Genomic DNA, 12971 nt, shown 5'->3' on the forward strand with positions numbered 1-12971 from the left:
ACGCCCTCATGAGCAATTTGGCTCAGCGCGGGCTGCTGAAGATGCACTAATCTCGCCGTCGAGAGACGCATGTGCTCGGCCGCCCATGTGTCTCTCGACAGTGAATATCATTCCTTTGCTTCCAAATTAACTCCGTTTGCAAATCGCTAAGAGCTTCTTGGTTATTTCATTGAAGTTTGCCTTGGGAACGCCATCATAAGCACTCACTGAGTATTGCTGGCTCAGAAGAACCAAGTTGCCTGATGCCGGAATGTTGTTGCGTGTCGAGTCATGCTTATTCAGCATGGTTGATATGAATCGTAACTTCGTTCCGTTGAATGTTGGCGAAGCGAGTTCTAAGGCCAGCAAGTATTCTGCGCATTATACCAGAGAGCTTAAAATGGTTGCTTATAGACGTTATCTTATTGCCTCTTCTCTTGCGCGCTTGATTAGAAAAGAGAGAGGCGGCAACCGCGTCACGGAAGGCCATTTCCCTAATCAGGCTGACCGAAGCTCTTTCGTGATCGTGGATGGCGATAAGGGGAGCCTCGTTCTGGTGCATGCAGGCGCCAATGGACCTGTCGAAGAACGCACGGAGGTGCCGCGCGCACATGCGGAGGCTCTGCTCGACGTAACGCCAGGCAAGCTCGATTACCTGCTTACGCACCTGACGGTCGGCACCCGTGACATTCAGATCGCCCGCTTTGTGACGCCTGGCCCCCTCGACATGATTTCTGTGTCGTTTGAGAGCGAGGAAGAGGCCCGGGATTTCCGTCCCCTGTCCTGGTTCGGCCCCGACGTCACGACGGAGGAGGCCTATCAGAACCGTGCGATTGCGCTCAGCGGCCCGCCACAGATCCCGGAGGTTCCGCTCTCGAACGCTGCGCTCAACAGCTTGCTCGACACGCTTGAGAACCGCTACAGCACCGGCCGCTCCTATGTGCCCCAGCAGCCGATGAGAAATCCTGCTGAGGTCGAGCTCGTTCAAAGCGGTGCGGCTTCGGGGACGTCCGAGAGAGCCGCTCCCGCTGTCCAAGGCAAATCGCAAGCGCAGCCGAGTCCGGCGGTATCGACCGATGTCGAAATTGCTGAGGACGAGAATAACGATCTCAATCTCAGCATTGAGGACAATGTTATTCGCGAGCTGGCGCGCTCTCTGCGACCTCAGCGGCGATAAGATTTCCAAAAGCCTGGATTGTCCGATCCAGGCCTTTTCTTTAGCTCGGCAAGACGACGCAGTTGCCGCCGAGCGAGCGAATCTTTTGACAAAGATTCTCGGCGCTGTTGCGTGAGTTGGCGGGAGCACGCACCCGATAGAAGGTTCTCGTGCCGCGATAGCGCAGCCGCGTTCCAATGATCATGGGGCGTAAATCCCCCAGTACGGAAGCGTAGGCCTGGCTGGCGCGCTTGTATGAAGACAGTGCCAAGGCTTTCGAGAAATTGCCGGCCAGCTGAACGCCCCAGGGTGCGAACGGAGCTTCGTTGTCGCTGATGCGCCCCGGTTGCCGCAGGGATGCGACGATCTGGTGACAGCTGTCCGCCTCTGGCTTCGTCTGATCTTGTTCGCTTGTTCTCTCAGCACTCTTCAAATCGCCCACCCAGTCTTCTGGCGCGCGTCCTGTGATGGCGGCGACATAGTTTCTCGTCTCCTCAGGCAGGTCCCCGCGCCCTGCAAGCCACGACGACACCCGAGCCGGACCACCGTTATACGCTGCTGCCGCCAAGCCTAGATTGCCGAACTGATTCGAGAGATCAGCAATCAGTTCTGCGGCTTTAGGAATAGCCTGCTCAGGATCGAACGGATCTGTCAGCCCGCGCTCCTTTGCGGTCCCCGGCATGAATTGCGCCACGCCTTGCGCGCCCGCAGGGCTCACAACGCTCGTGCGGAATGAGCTTTCTCGCCAGATGAGCTTCGTCAGGAAGTCACGTGGGATAGCCTGCCTCCGCGCCGCTCCTTCGATGAGACGGCACAAAGCCTGCTCGACTGTTTCTCCAGATGCTCCTTGAGAAGCTGAAGTCGGAGCGCAAAGCAGGGAGAATCCGCAAAACAATGCCGGCCAGATGCGCATGAGGACCCGAAATGAGCGGACGTTACCAATCGCGAGGGAAGAGTAGGGCTAAAGATAGGCGATCATTCGTCCAGCCAAGAGGACGATGATCCATGCGATCAGCGAGATGAGAGCATAGAGGCGAGCCTCCGGAGGCAGGGATCCTGCGCTTAGGGCGGCGTTGAAACGGGCATGCAAGAGAATGACATTGGCAAGTCCTACGGCGATGAAGACGACCTTGGTGTAAAAAGCCGGATTCACTCCAAGGGCTCGCGCTTCGACGGCCAGAAGAAGAATTCCCGATAGAATTTGTATGGCGAGCCCTGCCGCAGCGAGAGGAATGGCATAACGGCCGACCTGTTGCGCATTCTTTCCATGCTCGGCTAAGACCTTCAGATCGAAGACGGCAATGCCGCCCACGAGGAAGGCCGCTCCGAGGACATGGGATAAATTTGCCAGCGTGTAGAGCCAGGCCGAATGACGTCCGGCATGACCTAGCCAGGACGATTCCAGAGCAGCGAGCAGGTCGAGATACATCGGATTAGCGGAGTTCGAACGTCTTGCCGCCGATAGTGATCCTTTCTGCCCTCATCTCGTTCTCGACACGCGTCGAAGGATATCCTTCGACGGTTACCTGCGTCCCCGGTTTGAGCATGTCTGGTTCCAGTCCGCGGGCGTTCATGCGGAAGGGAGGGGCCAGAACGGCTTCCCAATTCTTGTTGGTATGGGTTACGACAACCATCACATGGGGATTCTGCCAATCCGCTCGCTGGACAGCGCTGGTAATGGAGAACGGCTTGGATGCGTCGTAGCTGCCCCAGCCGTGGTGAGCAAAGGCAATCCCGCCGGTCAGCGATGTGGCGGACAGAGATAGGACGAACAGAGGATGCTTCATGGTGGAAGCCCTGTACCTGATCCAGGCTAGCTTAAGCCTCTCTGCACATAAACGTTCACGCGAAGAGCATCTTCGTCAAGGCGCGTCGCCTGATTTTCGGCTTGGATCAGAGACTTGTGATCAAATGCAACAGGGTTGACCCTCCGGGCATCTCCAAGGATATGCTGATCCCTGACGAATCATCATTCTGTTCCGGTGACGCGATGGCCTCATTCTTCAAAGACCTTTGGACCCGCTTCGCGGGAGGCGGAACCAGCGGCGTCACTGAACCTGCGGCGGAGGCCGTGGAGTACAAGGGCTTTCGCATCAGGCCTGCGCCCTACCCATCGAAAGGGCAGTATCAAACGGCGGGGATCATCGAGAAAGACTCCGAAACGGGCCTGAAGGAGCATCGCTTCGTGCGCGCAGAGACGCATGCGAGCAGAGCTGATGCAGAAGCCTTCGCCATCGTTAAGGGCAAACAGATTGTCGACGAGCAGGGTGACCGCATCTTCGACTGATTACGAAAAGCATTTCAGAATTCGCCCTCTATTCCCTTTCGGGTCACCTGCATCAGGTAATCCCTTTCGCCGCATCCGAACGAGGCTGCGAAACCGACGCTTAAGCCGAGTGTTGGCTCGGAGCCAACCATTGGCCGCATCAGGAAGGGAGCAATCGATGGCAAACAACCCGAAAGAGCCCAAGCCCGGCAAGTCCTCGACGCCGGAAGCCTCGGATCAGGTTCTGACGAACCGGCAAGGTCACCCGATCACCAATAATCAGTCTCAGCGCACGGTGGGGGCGCGTGGTCCAGCAACGCTGGAGAATTATCAGTTCCTCGAAAAGATCACCCATTTCGACCGCGAGAGGATCCCTGAGCGCGTGGTCCATGCCCGCGGCTTCGTCTGCTATGGGGAATTCGAGGCGACGGGCAAGATCGGTAACGAGACAGCTGCAAAATACACCCGTGCCAAGCTGTTCCAGGAGGCCGGCAAGAAGACGCCGCTCGCCATCCGCTTCTCCACCGTGATCGGCGGTCGTGACTCCTCGGAAGTGGCGCGCGATCCGCGTGGCTTTGCCGTGAAGTTTTATACGGAAGACGGCAACTGGGACCTCGTCGGCAACAACTTGGCCGTTTTCTTCATCCGCGATGCCATCAAGTTCCCGGATGTCATTCATTCGCTGAAGCCCGATCCAGTCACGTTCCGCCAGGAGCCGAACCGCATCTTCGACTTCATGAGCCAGACGCCCGAATCCATGCACATGCTGACGCACCTGTTCAGCCCGCGCGGGATTCCGGCAAGCTACCGGCACATGGAAGGCTTCGGCGTGAACACCTATAAGATGGTCAATGCCCAGGGTGATACGGTGCTGGTCAAGTACCACTTCCATCCGCGCTGCGGCCTGGCGAGCCTTACGGCAGAGGAAGCGGCCAAGGTTCAGGGGCAGGATCTCGGCTCCGCCTCGAAGGATCTCTATGAAGCCATCGAGCGGGGTGAGTATCCGCAATGGGACGTGTACGTGCAGATCATGGAAGATCATGACCATCCGGAGCTCGATTGGGATCCGCTCGACGACACCAAGATTTGGCCGGAGAAGGATTTCCCGCTGCGGCATGTTGGCGTGATGACCCTCAACCGGAATGTCCAGGATCATTTCAACGAGAACGAACAGATCGCCATGGGAACCGGCGTGCTCGTCGATGGCCTCGATTTCTCCGACGACAAGATGTTGGTGGGCCGCACCTTCTCCTACTCGGATACCCAGCGCTATCGCGTCGGCACCAACTACCTCCAGTTGCCGGTGAACCAGGCCAAGAGCGCCAAGGTGGCGACTAATCTGAACGGCGGACAAATGTCGTATCGTCGCGATCTGGCGCCGGGACAGAACCCGCATGTGAATTATGAGCCATCCATTCACCAGGGTCTGCACGAGTCAGCCCGTGAGGAGCCGAACAATCCTCCTGAGATCCGTGGGCGCCTGACACGAAGCGTGATCGAGCGGCGCAATGATTATATCCATGCACGCGGCCGCTATTGCACCATGATGGATTGGGAGCGGGACGATCTGGTGCTCAACATGGGCACGTTGCTCGGCCAGTGCGAGCGGGATGTGCAGGAACGGATGATCTGGCACCTGTTCATGGTCCATGACGATTACGGCAGCCGCGTTGGACAGATGATCGGCATCACCGCCGATGATGTCCGGCATCTCCCGCCTCTGCCGAAGCAGGTGCTGACGGACGATGAAAAGCGCCGGCTGCAGAATCTAGGCAAGAATGGCGACAAGATCGACGAGACCGTCTGGGGACAGTGGACCAGTTCTGTAAAGAACTACAAAGCCTCGGCCGAGGAGGTTTTGGGCGGAATGCGCAACGTTCCGACGACTCCGGCAGCGCGTCAGGCGGCCGAGTAGAACGGATGCGTTCAGGCACAGGCGGGTCGGGTTCATCGGCCCGCTTTTTGTTTCAGGGGCTGCTTTCCTTCACGCCGCTTCGGCTTCCTCGGTTTTCGGCATAGACTTTCGTGAACTCCGCGCCGAACAGCAGGATCAGGGAAGAGTAATAGATCCAGAGCAGGATCGTGATGATGGAGGCTGCTGCGCCGTAGCTTGAGGCGATGTTGCTCTTGCCGAGATAATACCCGATCAGGAACTTTCCAAGCGTGAACAGGAGGCCTGTCACCAGCGACCCAGTCCAGACATCGCTCCAGGTGATGTCCACATTCGGCAGCAGCTTGAAGATCATGGCAAACAGCAGAACAGCAATCGCAAAAGCGACAAGGCTGTTGAGGAAGCGCAGGATCGCCGTCGCACCGGAGAAGTTGGGTTCGATGTAAGCACCGACTGCGGACAGTCCGGCGTCGATGATGAGCGAGACGAGCAGAAGGAATCCGATCCCCAGCACAAGGGCGAGGCTGATCATCCGCGTCCGCAGGAAGTTGAGGAGGCCGGAACCTTCCAGGGGCTTGGCTTTCCAGACGATATTCAGATTGTCCTGGAGTTCGACGACGGCGCCGGTGACCAGCAGCAGGAAAGTGGTGAGACCGATTGCCGTGCCGATGATACCCGAACCCACATTGCTGGCGCTGGCGATCATGGCCTCAAGGGCAGACGCTTCGTTCGTGCCGATCAAGCCGCCGAGTTCGGAGACGATGGCACCCTGCGCTGCCTCCCGCCCGAAAGCAAGTCCTGCGACAGCGATGGCCGCAAGCAGCATGGGCGCCAGGGAGAAGACGGTGAAGAAAGCGATCGAGGCACCGAGACTCATGGCGCGATCGTTCCACCATCCTTCGAACGCGGCGCTGAGAAGTCGCCCTGTTTCGGAAAACATGCCTGCGTCGTTCCTCTCCGCCGGTAGGCAGGCGAGGGATCAATGAGTTGCCTTGGCTGTTAACCGGCAGGAACTCTGTCTTGTTCCTTGTTGAAGCCAAGCCGGCCCGGATGTTCAAGCTGGCTTCGCAGCAGGAGGCCATACCGCTCGACAGCAAGGCGCAAGCGGGTCTCTTCCTCATGGCCCGTGAGTGCATTGGCCGCCATCGTGTGAGCGCCAGTCTGAAAGGCGAGATAGCAGGGCACCAGGAAAGAGAGCAGGGCAGGGGAAACGAGATGACCACTCTCTTCCTCAACGATGGTGCAAAGGAGGTCGATGTCCTGCGCTGACAGGCTGAACTCGACAGCGGCTCCGGCAATATCCCATGCGATGTCCTGACAGCCGACAAGGTCATGCGTTGTGCAATGATCGAGGGCATCAGTCTTGATCAGCCGATCCCCGATCAGAAGCCACTCCCAGGGTTGCATGCGGTTATCGGTGAAGACACGACGGACATGTCCGCTGAGACCATTGGCGCTTGGCAAGGTCAGATCAAGGGTGGATGCCGCCTGCTCTCCGAGAGCTTGTCTCGTGTTGTAGCGAGCCATCTCGCGAAGCTCGGCCAGAGATGAGCCCTGATGCGGCTCGGCCGGAAAGTGGCGCGCCCGGAAGCCGAGATAAGCGCCGATCTGCCTCACGAGCTTATCTTCTTCGATAGGCTGCTGATCGAGGGAGAGTGCATCGCCAAGCCAGCATTCCATGAGAAATCCATGACGGTAGCCTATGACTTCCGGGGTGAAGCCTGCTCGATGGAGCTGCTGGGCGATCTTGTATTTACGAGATCCGCTCTCACCAAGGCCGGCGAATTTCACCAGCCATGTTGCGCCTTTGGTTCGTGCCAGGAACTTTCTCCTTTCCTGTTGAATATTTGCGGCGGGCCACGAGTCACGTTCTCGATATCGCAACGTGCGCCATGAACCGCCAGAAATATCCTCAAGCTTATTTTGGAGAGTTCCAATGAGGCTTTCGACCCAGCGCGTGAGAGGACGGCTTCTATCGTTGAGGAGCAGCTCGTCCATGCTGACGAAATGACGCGAGGCACTGCCCCAGCGCTCGCGATGGCTTGCGCTGGCCTGCGGTCCCAGAGACCCGGCATGGCTCGGGAAGAAATGGATGCGCTCGCGAGCGATGCCGGCGGCTTCCAGCCAATCTGCGACTGCACCGAAGGAGCTGCCGGACAGGCCAGGACCTTCATCGACGATGGCAAATGCAGCATTCGGATCCTGGGTCAGCAGCGCTGTCACAGCAGGGTCGACCCTCACCTCGCGATGGAACGGATGACCCATGGGGCGGATGGTGAAAGCGGGAGAGGCGTTAAGGGCGGCGGCGACGATGGCACTCAAGCCAGCGCCGATGCTGCGGATGCCGATGACCTTTGTGTCCGAGCCGAGGCCCGAACGGAGGGCGGCTTCTCCGTAGCTCTCAGGATAAAGCGCATAGAAAGCGTAGCCTTCCGCCCTCTTGGTGCGAATCGTCTGGTCAGGATTGAAGCTCAGAAGCTGGTTCCGGAAGGACACAGGCAAAGGGGCTTGGGAAAAGCCGCTTTGCCAGGATTGCAAGGTGCTCTGCGCCAGAAGCGACAGACATTCCATTCCGCTGATGTGAACGGGGGAGAGGGCGTCGACTCCGCGCATCAGAGTGTCAGAATCGATGAGTCCCTGAACAAGTTCGCTCGCGCTGATAAAGGCCGAGACGAGAGCCGCATGCCGTTCACTTCCCGGCGGCAATGCAGCCATCTCGTCGAGGCGGTTCGCGATCGCCGTCTGCTTCTCGCCAACCGTCTCGACGTATTCCACATCACCATAGACCAACATGGAAAGCCCGTTATGCGGCCGCCTCCTGCCTCAGCGAGGCCATATCGATCACGAAGCGGTATTTAACGTCGCTCTTGAGCATCCGCTCATAGGCTTGGTTGATGCTCTGGATCGGGATCATCTCGATTTCAGCGGTAATGCCGTGCTGAGCGCAGAAATCAAGCATCTCCTGGGTCTCGGCAATGCCACCGATGAGGGAGCCTGCGAGCTGCCGTCGCTTCATGATGAGGTTGAAGACCGTCGTTGCCGGGTGCGGCTCGGCGGGAGCTCCGACCAGCACCATCGCACCGTCACGGGCGAGCAGCACGAGATAGGAATCGAGGTCGTGAGGCGCTGCGACCGTGTCGAGAATGAAGTTGAAGCTGTTGCGGTGGGCTGCCATGGCCTCCTTGTCTTTTGAGATCACGACTTCGTGCGCACCCAGCGCCAGAGCATCTTCCCGTTTGTTTGGGGAAGTGGTGAAGAGCACCACATGTGCGCCCATGGCACGGGCGAGCTTGACGGCCATATGGCCAAGACCACCCAACCCTACGACGCCGACCTTCTGGCCAGGCTGAACCCGCCAGCGGCGGAGCGGGGAATAGGTGGTGATGCCGGCGCAGAGAAGCGGAGCAGCTGCGGCAGGATCGAGGCCCTTCGGAATGCGCAGGACGAAGCTCTCGTCCACCACAATCACATCGGAATAGCCACCATAGGTGTTGGCGCCTGTGCCCTGCTCGGGCCCGTTATAGGTGCCGGTGAAGCCGACTTCGCAGTATTGCTCCAGGCCCTCCCGGCAGCTGCTGCAGGTTCGGCAGGAATCCACCATGCAGCCGACACCGACAAGATCGCCGACCTTGAATTTCTGTACGCCGTCTCCGACCCGTGTGACGCGACCCACGATTTCGTGGCCGGGAAGACTGGGAAAAAGCGTGCCGCCCCATTCCGCGCGGACAGTGTGCAGGTCGGAGTGGCAGACTCCACAATAGAGAATCTCGATCTGAACGTCGCTTTCCCGCGGCTCACGACGTTCGAAGCTGAAAGGAGCGAGCGGGGTCGTGGCGTCCTGGGCGGCATAACCGAAAGCTTTGATCACGGGAGTCTCCGTTGCAGGGAGGTGTGGCAGCGAAGCGGCCATCAGCGCTCCGCTGCAGCAAACGATAGGTTAGGCGGGGCTGGCGTCAATGCGTGTTGTCTCAATCCTGACATATCCCTTCTCAGGTCTATTGCAGGCAGCAATATAACAATATATCATCGAAAAATGTTTCACTGCTTCTGGTTTTCGCTGTCTAACGATCTAACTGACAAAGAGAGCATTTGATGCGCTGTGGAAGGGATACTGCTTGAGTTGCAGTGGCGGCAAAGCGGCACATCAGAATTCGATGTTTGAGAGAAACTTTAACTTGCCGAGCTGGCAGCAATCCGCGAGGCTAGTTGAGAAAGACGGCTCGCTGTCTCGATCCAGATGCTCCGCTGCAGATCCGGGCTTCATGATCGCATCGCGAAGGCCGCAATGGAAAAGGGGAAAGCTGCCATAGGCACGTTCTGACGCATCATCGCACGGCATGGTCTGGGCAACCTTAGCGGTGCAGAATCGTTATCTCTGAGAGGGATCTGATTTCGGTGGCGCCATGCATCATTCCGACGACCTGTTCTCGAGTTTTCTGAAGTCCTACGAAAACCGCCGTGAGGCGGAGATGTCCCTTGCGGAGTACCTGGAAGGGTGCCGCGACAATCCCATGATGTATGCCAGCGCTCCCGAGCGCATCCTGGCGGCGATCGGTGAGCCGCAGCTTGTCGACACCTCCAAGGACGCACGTCTCGGCCGCATCTTCATGAACCGGACGATCCGCGTCTATCCGGCCTTCTCCGAATTCTATGGGATGGAAGAGACGATCGAGATGATCGTGAGCTTCTTCCGGCATGCGGCTCAAGGGCTGGAGGAGCGTAAGCAGATCCTCTATCTCCTCGGCCCCGTCGGTGGCGGCAAATCCTCCCTCGCCGAGCGTCTCAAGGCACTCATGGAGGTGCACCCTATCTATGTGCTGAAAGCTGGTGACGAGATCAGCCCCGTCTTCGAGAGCCCGCTTGGCCTGTTCGATTCTGAGCAGATGGGGGCCGTGTTGGAGGAGCGCTACGGAATCCCGAGGCGGCGCTTGACCAATCTGCTCAGCCCCTGGGCGGTCAAGAGGCTCGACGAATTCCGCGGCGATATCACAAAATTCCGTGTGGTGAAGATCAATCCCTCGCGGCTGCGCCAGATCGCGATTGCCAAGACGGAGCCTGGTGACGAGAACAATCAGGACATTTCGTCCCTCGTCGGCAAGGTGGATATCCGGAAGCTCGAGACGCTCTCGCAGGCCGATCCGGATGCCTACAGCTATTCCGGTGGTCTCAATCGTGCCAACCAAGGCATTCTCGAATTCGTCGAGATGTTCAAGGCGCCGATCAAGATGCTCCATCCTCTCCTGACGGCGACCCAGGAAGGAAATTATGTCGGCACCGAGAATATCGGCTCCATTCCGTTCAGTGGCATCATTCTCGCTCACTCCAACGAGGCCGAGTGGCAGAGCTTCAAGTCGAACAAGAACAACGAGGCCTTCATCGATCGCATTTATGTGATCAAGGTGCCGTACTGCCTGCGGGTGACCGAGGAGCAGAAGATCTATGAGAAGCTGATCCGAGGTTCCGAGCTGGCGAGTGCGCCCTGTGCTCCGGCCACGCTTGAAATGCTGGCCCGGTTCTCGGTTCTGTCGCGGCTGCGCCCGCACGAGAATTCGAACTTCTACTCGAAGATGCGGGTCTATGACGGCGAGAGTCTGCGCGAGGTCGACCCGCGTGCTCGCAGCCTCCAGGAATATCGGGATGCTGCCGGCGTAGATGAAGGCATGGATGGCATTTCCACCCGCTTTGCTTTCAAGGTGTTGTCGGCCACGTTCAACCACGACACCATCGAGGTAGCAGCCGATCCTGTGCACCTCATGTATGTGCTCGAACAATCGCTGCGGCGCGAGCAGCTGCCGCAGGATGTGGAGCGCCGATACCTCGAGTTCATCAAAGGCGAGCTCGCGCCCCGCTATGCCGATTTCATCGGTCACGAGATCCAGAAGGCCTATCTTGAATCCTATCACGATTACGGCCAGAACCTCTTTGACCGTTACGTGGCCTATGCGGATGCCTGGATCGAAGATCAGGATTTCAAGGATCCGGATACCGGCCAGCTCCTCAACCGCGAGCTCCTGAACCAGGAACTCACCAAGATCGAGAAGCCGGCGGGCATCGCGAACCCGAAGGACTTCCGTAACGAAGTCGTGAAATTCTCGCTGCGAGCCCGAGCCGGCAATAACGGACGCAATCCCTCATGGACGAGCTACGAGAAGATCCGCGATGTCATCGAGCGCCGCATGTTCTCCCAGGTCGAGGAGCTGCTGCCCGTCATCAGCTTCGGCTCCAAGAAGGATAGTGAGACCGAGAAGAAACACGGAGAGTTCGTGGAGCGGATGATGGAGCGAGGCTATACCGAGCGGCAGGTGCGGCGCTTGGTGGAATGGTACATGCGTGTGAAGCAGGCGGGCTGACAGAAGACGGAGGCAGAGCAGGCGTTCCAATGTACATCATCGACAGACGCCTCAATCCAGGGGGCAAGAGTCTTGCCAATCGCCAGCGCTTCCTTCGTCGTGCCAAAGCACAGATCCAGCGAGCCGTGCGCCAGACGGCCGGAGACCGTGACATTACCGATCTTGAGAGGGGCGGGGAAGTCTCAATTCCAGCCGATGGTGTGCGCGAGCCCAGCTTCCGTCGATCCGGTGAGGGGGGCGTGAATGACCACATCCTGCCGGGCAACAAGCGTTTCGTCGAAGGTGACACGATCGAGAGGCCTCCGGGCGGCGGTGGAGGAGGATCCTCTGCCGGGACAAGCGGCGAAGGAGAGGATGACTTCCGCTTCGCCTTGAGCCGCGAGGAATTCCTCGACCTCTTCCTGGAAGATTTGGAGCTGCCCGACCTCGCCAAGCGTCGCCTTGCGACAGTAGAGGTGCAGGGGATGCGCCGTGCGGGCTATTCCGTCACCGGGTCGCCGATCAATCTTGCGCTCTTGCGCTCCATGCGCAATGCCATGTCCCGCCGCATTGCCATGCGCCGCCCAAAACCCAGCGAGTTGTTGAAACTCGAAGAGGAAATCGAACTGCTTGAGAAGGAGGGTGAGAGCGAAAAACTCTTGGATCTGCAGCAAAAGCTCGAGAAGTTGCGGCTTCGGACACGGAAGTTTCCATATATCGATCCGTTCGATCTACGGTATCGCCGCTTCGAGCCTGTCTCGCGACCGGTGGCTCAGGCGGTCATGTTCTGTCTCATGGACGTGTCCGGCTCCATGACCGAGCATATGAAGGATCTCGCCAAGCGCTTCTACATGCTGCTCTACATCTTCCTGACCCGGCGCTACAAGCATGTGGAGATCGTCTTCATCCGTCATACTCACGAGGCAAAGGAGGTGGACGAGGATACCTTCTTCCACAGCCCGGAAACAGGTGGCACAGTGGTCTCGTCGGCGCTGCGCGAGATGCAGCGGGTCGTGGCCGAGCGCTACCCGCCGGAGAACTGGAACATCTATGCGGCTCAGGCCTCCGACGGGGATAACTCGCCCAATGACGGGGCAACCAGTGCAGCCCTGCTGCGAGATATCATCCTGCCAGCCTGCCAGTACTACGCCTATCTCGAGGTCGGCAGCGACCACGATCGAATGCAGGCAGGATTCATCAATCACAAGACGGCTCTGTGGCAGACCTATGAGACGCTGCAGGAGGATGGTGCCAATATCGCCATGCGCAAGGTCAACCACCGGCGCGAAATCTATCCCGTCTTCCGTGAGCTGTTCCGGCGTCGCGATGCTGAGGCAAGGGTGCCATGAG

Annotated in this window: 11 protein-coding genes; 5 read left to right on the forward strand and 6 right to left on the reverse strand. The window is 58.6% G+C overall.

The annotated features are described in order from the left end of the window. Nucleotides 1-235: 235 nt before the first annotated feature. Nucleotides 236-1156, forward strand: coding sequence for a CYTH domain-containing protein (locus tag ACUXUR_RS20295; RefSeq protein ID WP_445504171.1), 921 nt, complete (start codon nucleotides 236-238; stop codon nucleotides 1154-1156). 40 nt (nucleotides 1157-1196) lie between these two features. On the opposite strand, the gene ACUXUR_RS20300 is transcribed toward ACUXUR_RS20295, so the two are convergent. From ACUXUR_RS20300 to ACUXUR_RS20310, 3 genes are read right to left on the reverse strand one after another with little or no spacing between them, the layout of a single operon-like run. Then, the gene (locus tag ACUXUR_RS20300; protein WP_445504172.1) at nucleotides 1197-2048 is read right to left on the reverse strand and encodes a transglycosylase SLT domain-containing protein; all 852 of its coding nucleotides are present in this window, start codon (nucleotides 2046-2048) and stop codon (nucleotides 1197-1199) included. Nucleotides 2049-2096: 48 nt separating this feature from the next. Next, nucleotides 2097-2564 carry a hypothetical protein gene (locus ACUXUR_RS20305; protein WP_445504173.1) on the reverse strand — a complete coding sequence of 156 codons (468 nt, stop codon included), beginning with the start codon at nucleotides 2562-2564 and terminating at the stop codon, nucleotides 2097-2099. A gap of 4 nt (nucleotides 2565-2568) precedes the next feature. Beyond that, on the reverse strand, nucleotides 2569-2922 hold the full coding sequence (locus ACUXUR_RS20310) for a DUF6152 family protein (protein WP_445504174.1): 354 nt from the start codon (nucleotides 2920-2922) through the stop codon (nucleotides 2569-2571). A gap of 203 nt (nucleotides 2923-3125) precedes the next feature. Between ACUXUR_RS20310 and ACUXUR_RS20315 the strand changes: the two genes are divergently transcribed. Both ACUXUR_RS20315 and ACUXUR_RS20320 read left to right on the forward strand, forming a co-directional pair. After that, nucleotides 3126-3422: an HlyU family transcriptional regulator gene (locus ACUXUR_RS20315; RefSeq protein WP_445504175.1), complete on the forward strand. Its 297-nt coding sequence runs from the start codon at nucleotides 3126-3128 to the stop codon at nucleotides 3420-3422. Nucleotides 3423-3579: 157 nt separating this feature from the next. Next, entirely contained in the window at nucleotides 3580-5316 is a 1737-nt protein-coding gene (locus tag ACUXUR_RS20320; RefSeq protein WP_445504176.1) for a catalase, read from the forward strand. 52 nt (nucleotides 5317-5368) lie between these two features. On the opposite strand, the gene ACUXUR_RS20325 is transcribed toward ACUXUR_RS20320, so the two are convergent. The 3 genes from ACUXUR_RS20325 to ACUXUR_RS20335 are packed head-to-tail and all read right to left on the reverse strand — an operon-like array spanning nucleotide 5369 to nucleotide 9160. After that, nucleotides 5369-6232, reverse strand: coding sequence for a YihY/virulence factor BrkB family protein (locus ACUXUR_RS20325; RefSeq protein ID WP_445504177.1), 864 nt, complete (start codon nucleotides 6230-6232; stop codon nucleotides 5369-5371). Nucleotides 6233-6291: 59 nt separating this feature from the next. Then, nucleotides 6292-8085 carry a hypothetical protein gene (locus ACUXUR_RS20330; RefSeq protein ID WP_445504178.1) on the reverse strand — a complete coding sequence of 598 codons (1794 nt, stop codon included), beginning with the start codon at nucleotides 8083-8085 and terminating at the stop codon, nucleotides 6292-6294. 10 nt (nucleotides 8086-8095) lie between these two features. Beyond that, entirely contained in the window at nucleotides 8096-9160 is a 1065-nt protein-coding gene (locus tag ACUXUR_RS20335) for an NAD(P)-dependent alcohol dehydrogenase (RefSeq protein WP_445504179.1), read from the reverse strand. 535 nt (nucleotides 9161-9695) lie between these two features. Here ACUXUR_RS20335 and ACUXUR_RS20340 point away from each other — a divergent pair. Both ACUXUR_RS20340 and ACUXUR_RS20345 read left to right on the forward strand, forming a co-directional pair. Beyond that, nucleotides 9696-11642 carry a PrkA family serine protein kinase gene (locus ACUXUR_RS20340; protein ID WP_445504180.1) on the forward strand — a complete coding sequence of 649 codons (1947 nt, stop codon included), beginning with the start codon at nucleotides 9696-9698 and terminating at the stop codon, nucleotides 11640-11642. 29 nt (nucleotides 11643-11671) lie between these two features. Then, nucleotides 11672-12970 (forward strand): YeaH/YhbH family protein, encoded by a 1299-nt coding sequence (locus ACUXUR_RS20345; protein ID WP_445504181.1) that lies wholly within the window; start codon nucleotides 11672-11674, stop codon nucleotides 12968-12970. The last annotated feature ends 1 nt before the right edge of the window (nucleotide 12971 follow it).

Source organism: Microvirga medicaginis (assembly GCF_052658925.1).

What these genes read in the sequence shown, in the direction of transcription:
- ACUXUR_RS20325 (WP_445504177.1), bottom strand. Translation starts at nt 6,232, where the DNA reads ATGTTTTCCGAAACAGGGCGACTTCTCAGCGCCGCGTTCGAAGGATGG.
- ACUXUR_RS20330 (WP_445504178.1), bottom strand. Translation starts at nt 8,085, where the DNA reads ATGTTGGTCTATGGTGATGTGGAATACGTCGAGACGGTTGGCGAGAAG.
- ACUXUR_RS20320 (WP_445504176.1), top strand. Translation starts at nt 3,580, where the DNA reads ATGGCAAACAACCCGAAAGAGCCCAAGCCCGGCAAGTCCTCGACGCCG.
- ACUXUR_RS20305 (WP_445504173.1), bottom strand. Translation starts at nt 2,564, where the DNA reads ATGTATCTCGACCTGCTCGCTGCTCTGGAATCGTCCTGGCTAGGTCAT.
- ACUXUR_RS20310 (WP_445504174.1), bottom strand. Translation starts at nt 2,922, where the DNA reads ATGAAGCATCCTCTGTTCGTCCTATCTCTGTCCGCCACATCGCTGACC.
- ACUXUR_RS20300 (WP_445504172.1), bottom strand. Translation starts at nt 2,048, where the DNA reads ATGCGCATCTGGCCGGCATTGTTTTGCGGATTCTCCCTGCTTTGCGCT.
- ACUXUR_RS20315 (WP_445504175.1), top strand. Translation starts at nt 3,126, where the DNA reads ATGGCCTCATTCTTCAAAGACCTTTGGACCCGCTTCGCGGGAGGCGGA.
- ACUXUR_RS20340 (WP_445504180.1), top strand. Translation starts at nt 9,696, where the DNA reads ATGCATCATTCCGACGACCTGTTCTCGAGTTTTCTGAAGTCCTACGAA.
- ACUXUR_RS20345 (WP_445504181.1), top strand. Translation starts at nt 11,672, where the DNA reads ATGTACATCATCGACAGACGCCTCAATCCAGGGGGCAAGAGTCTTGCC.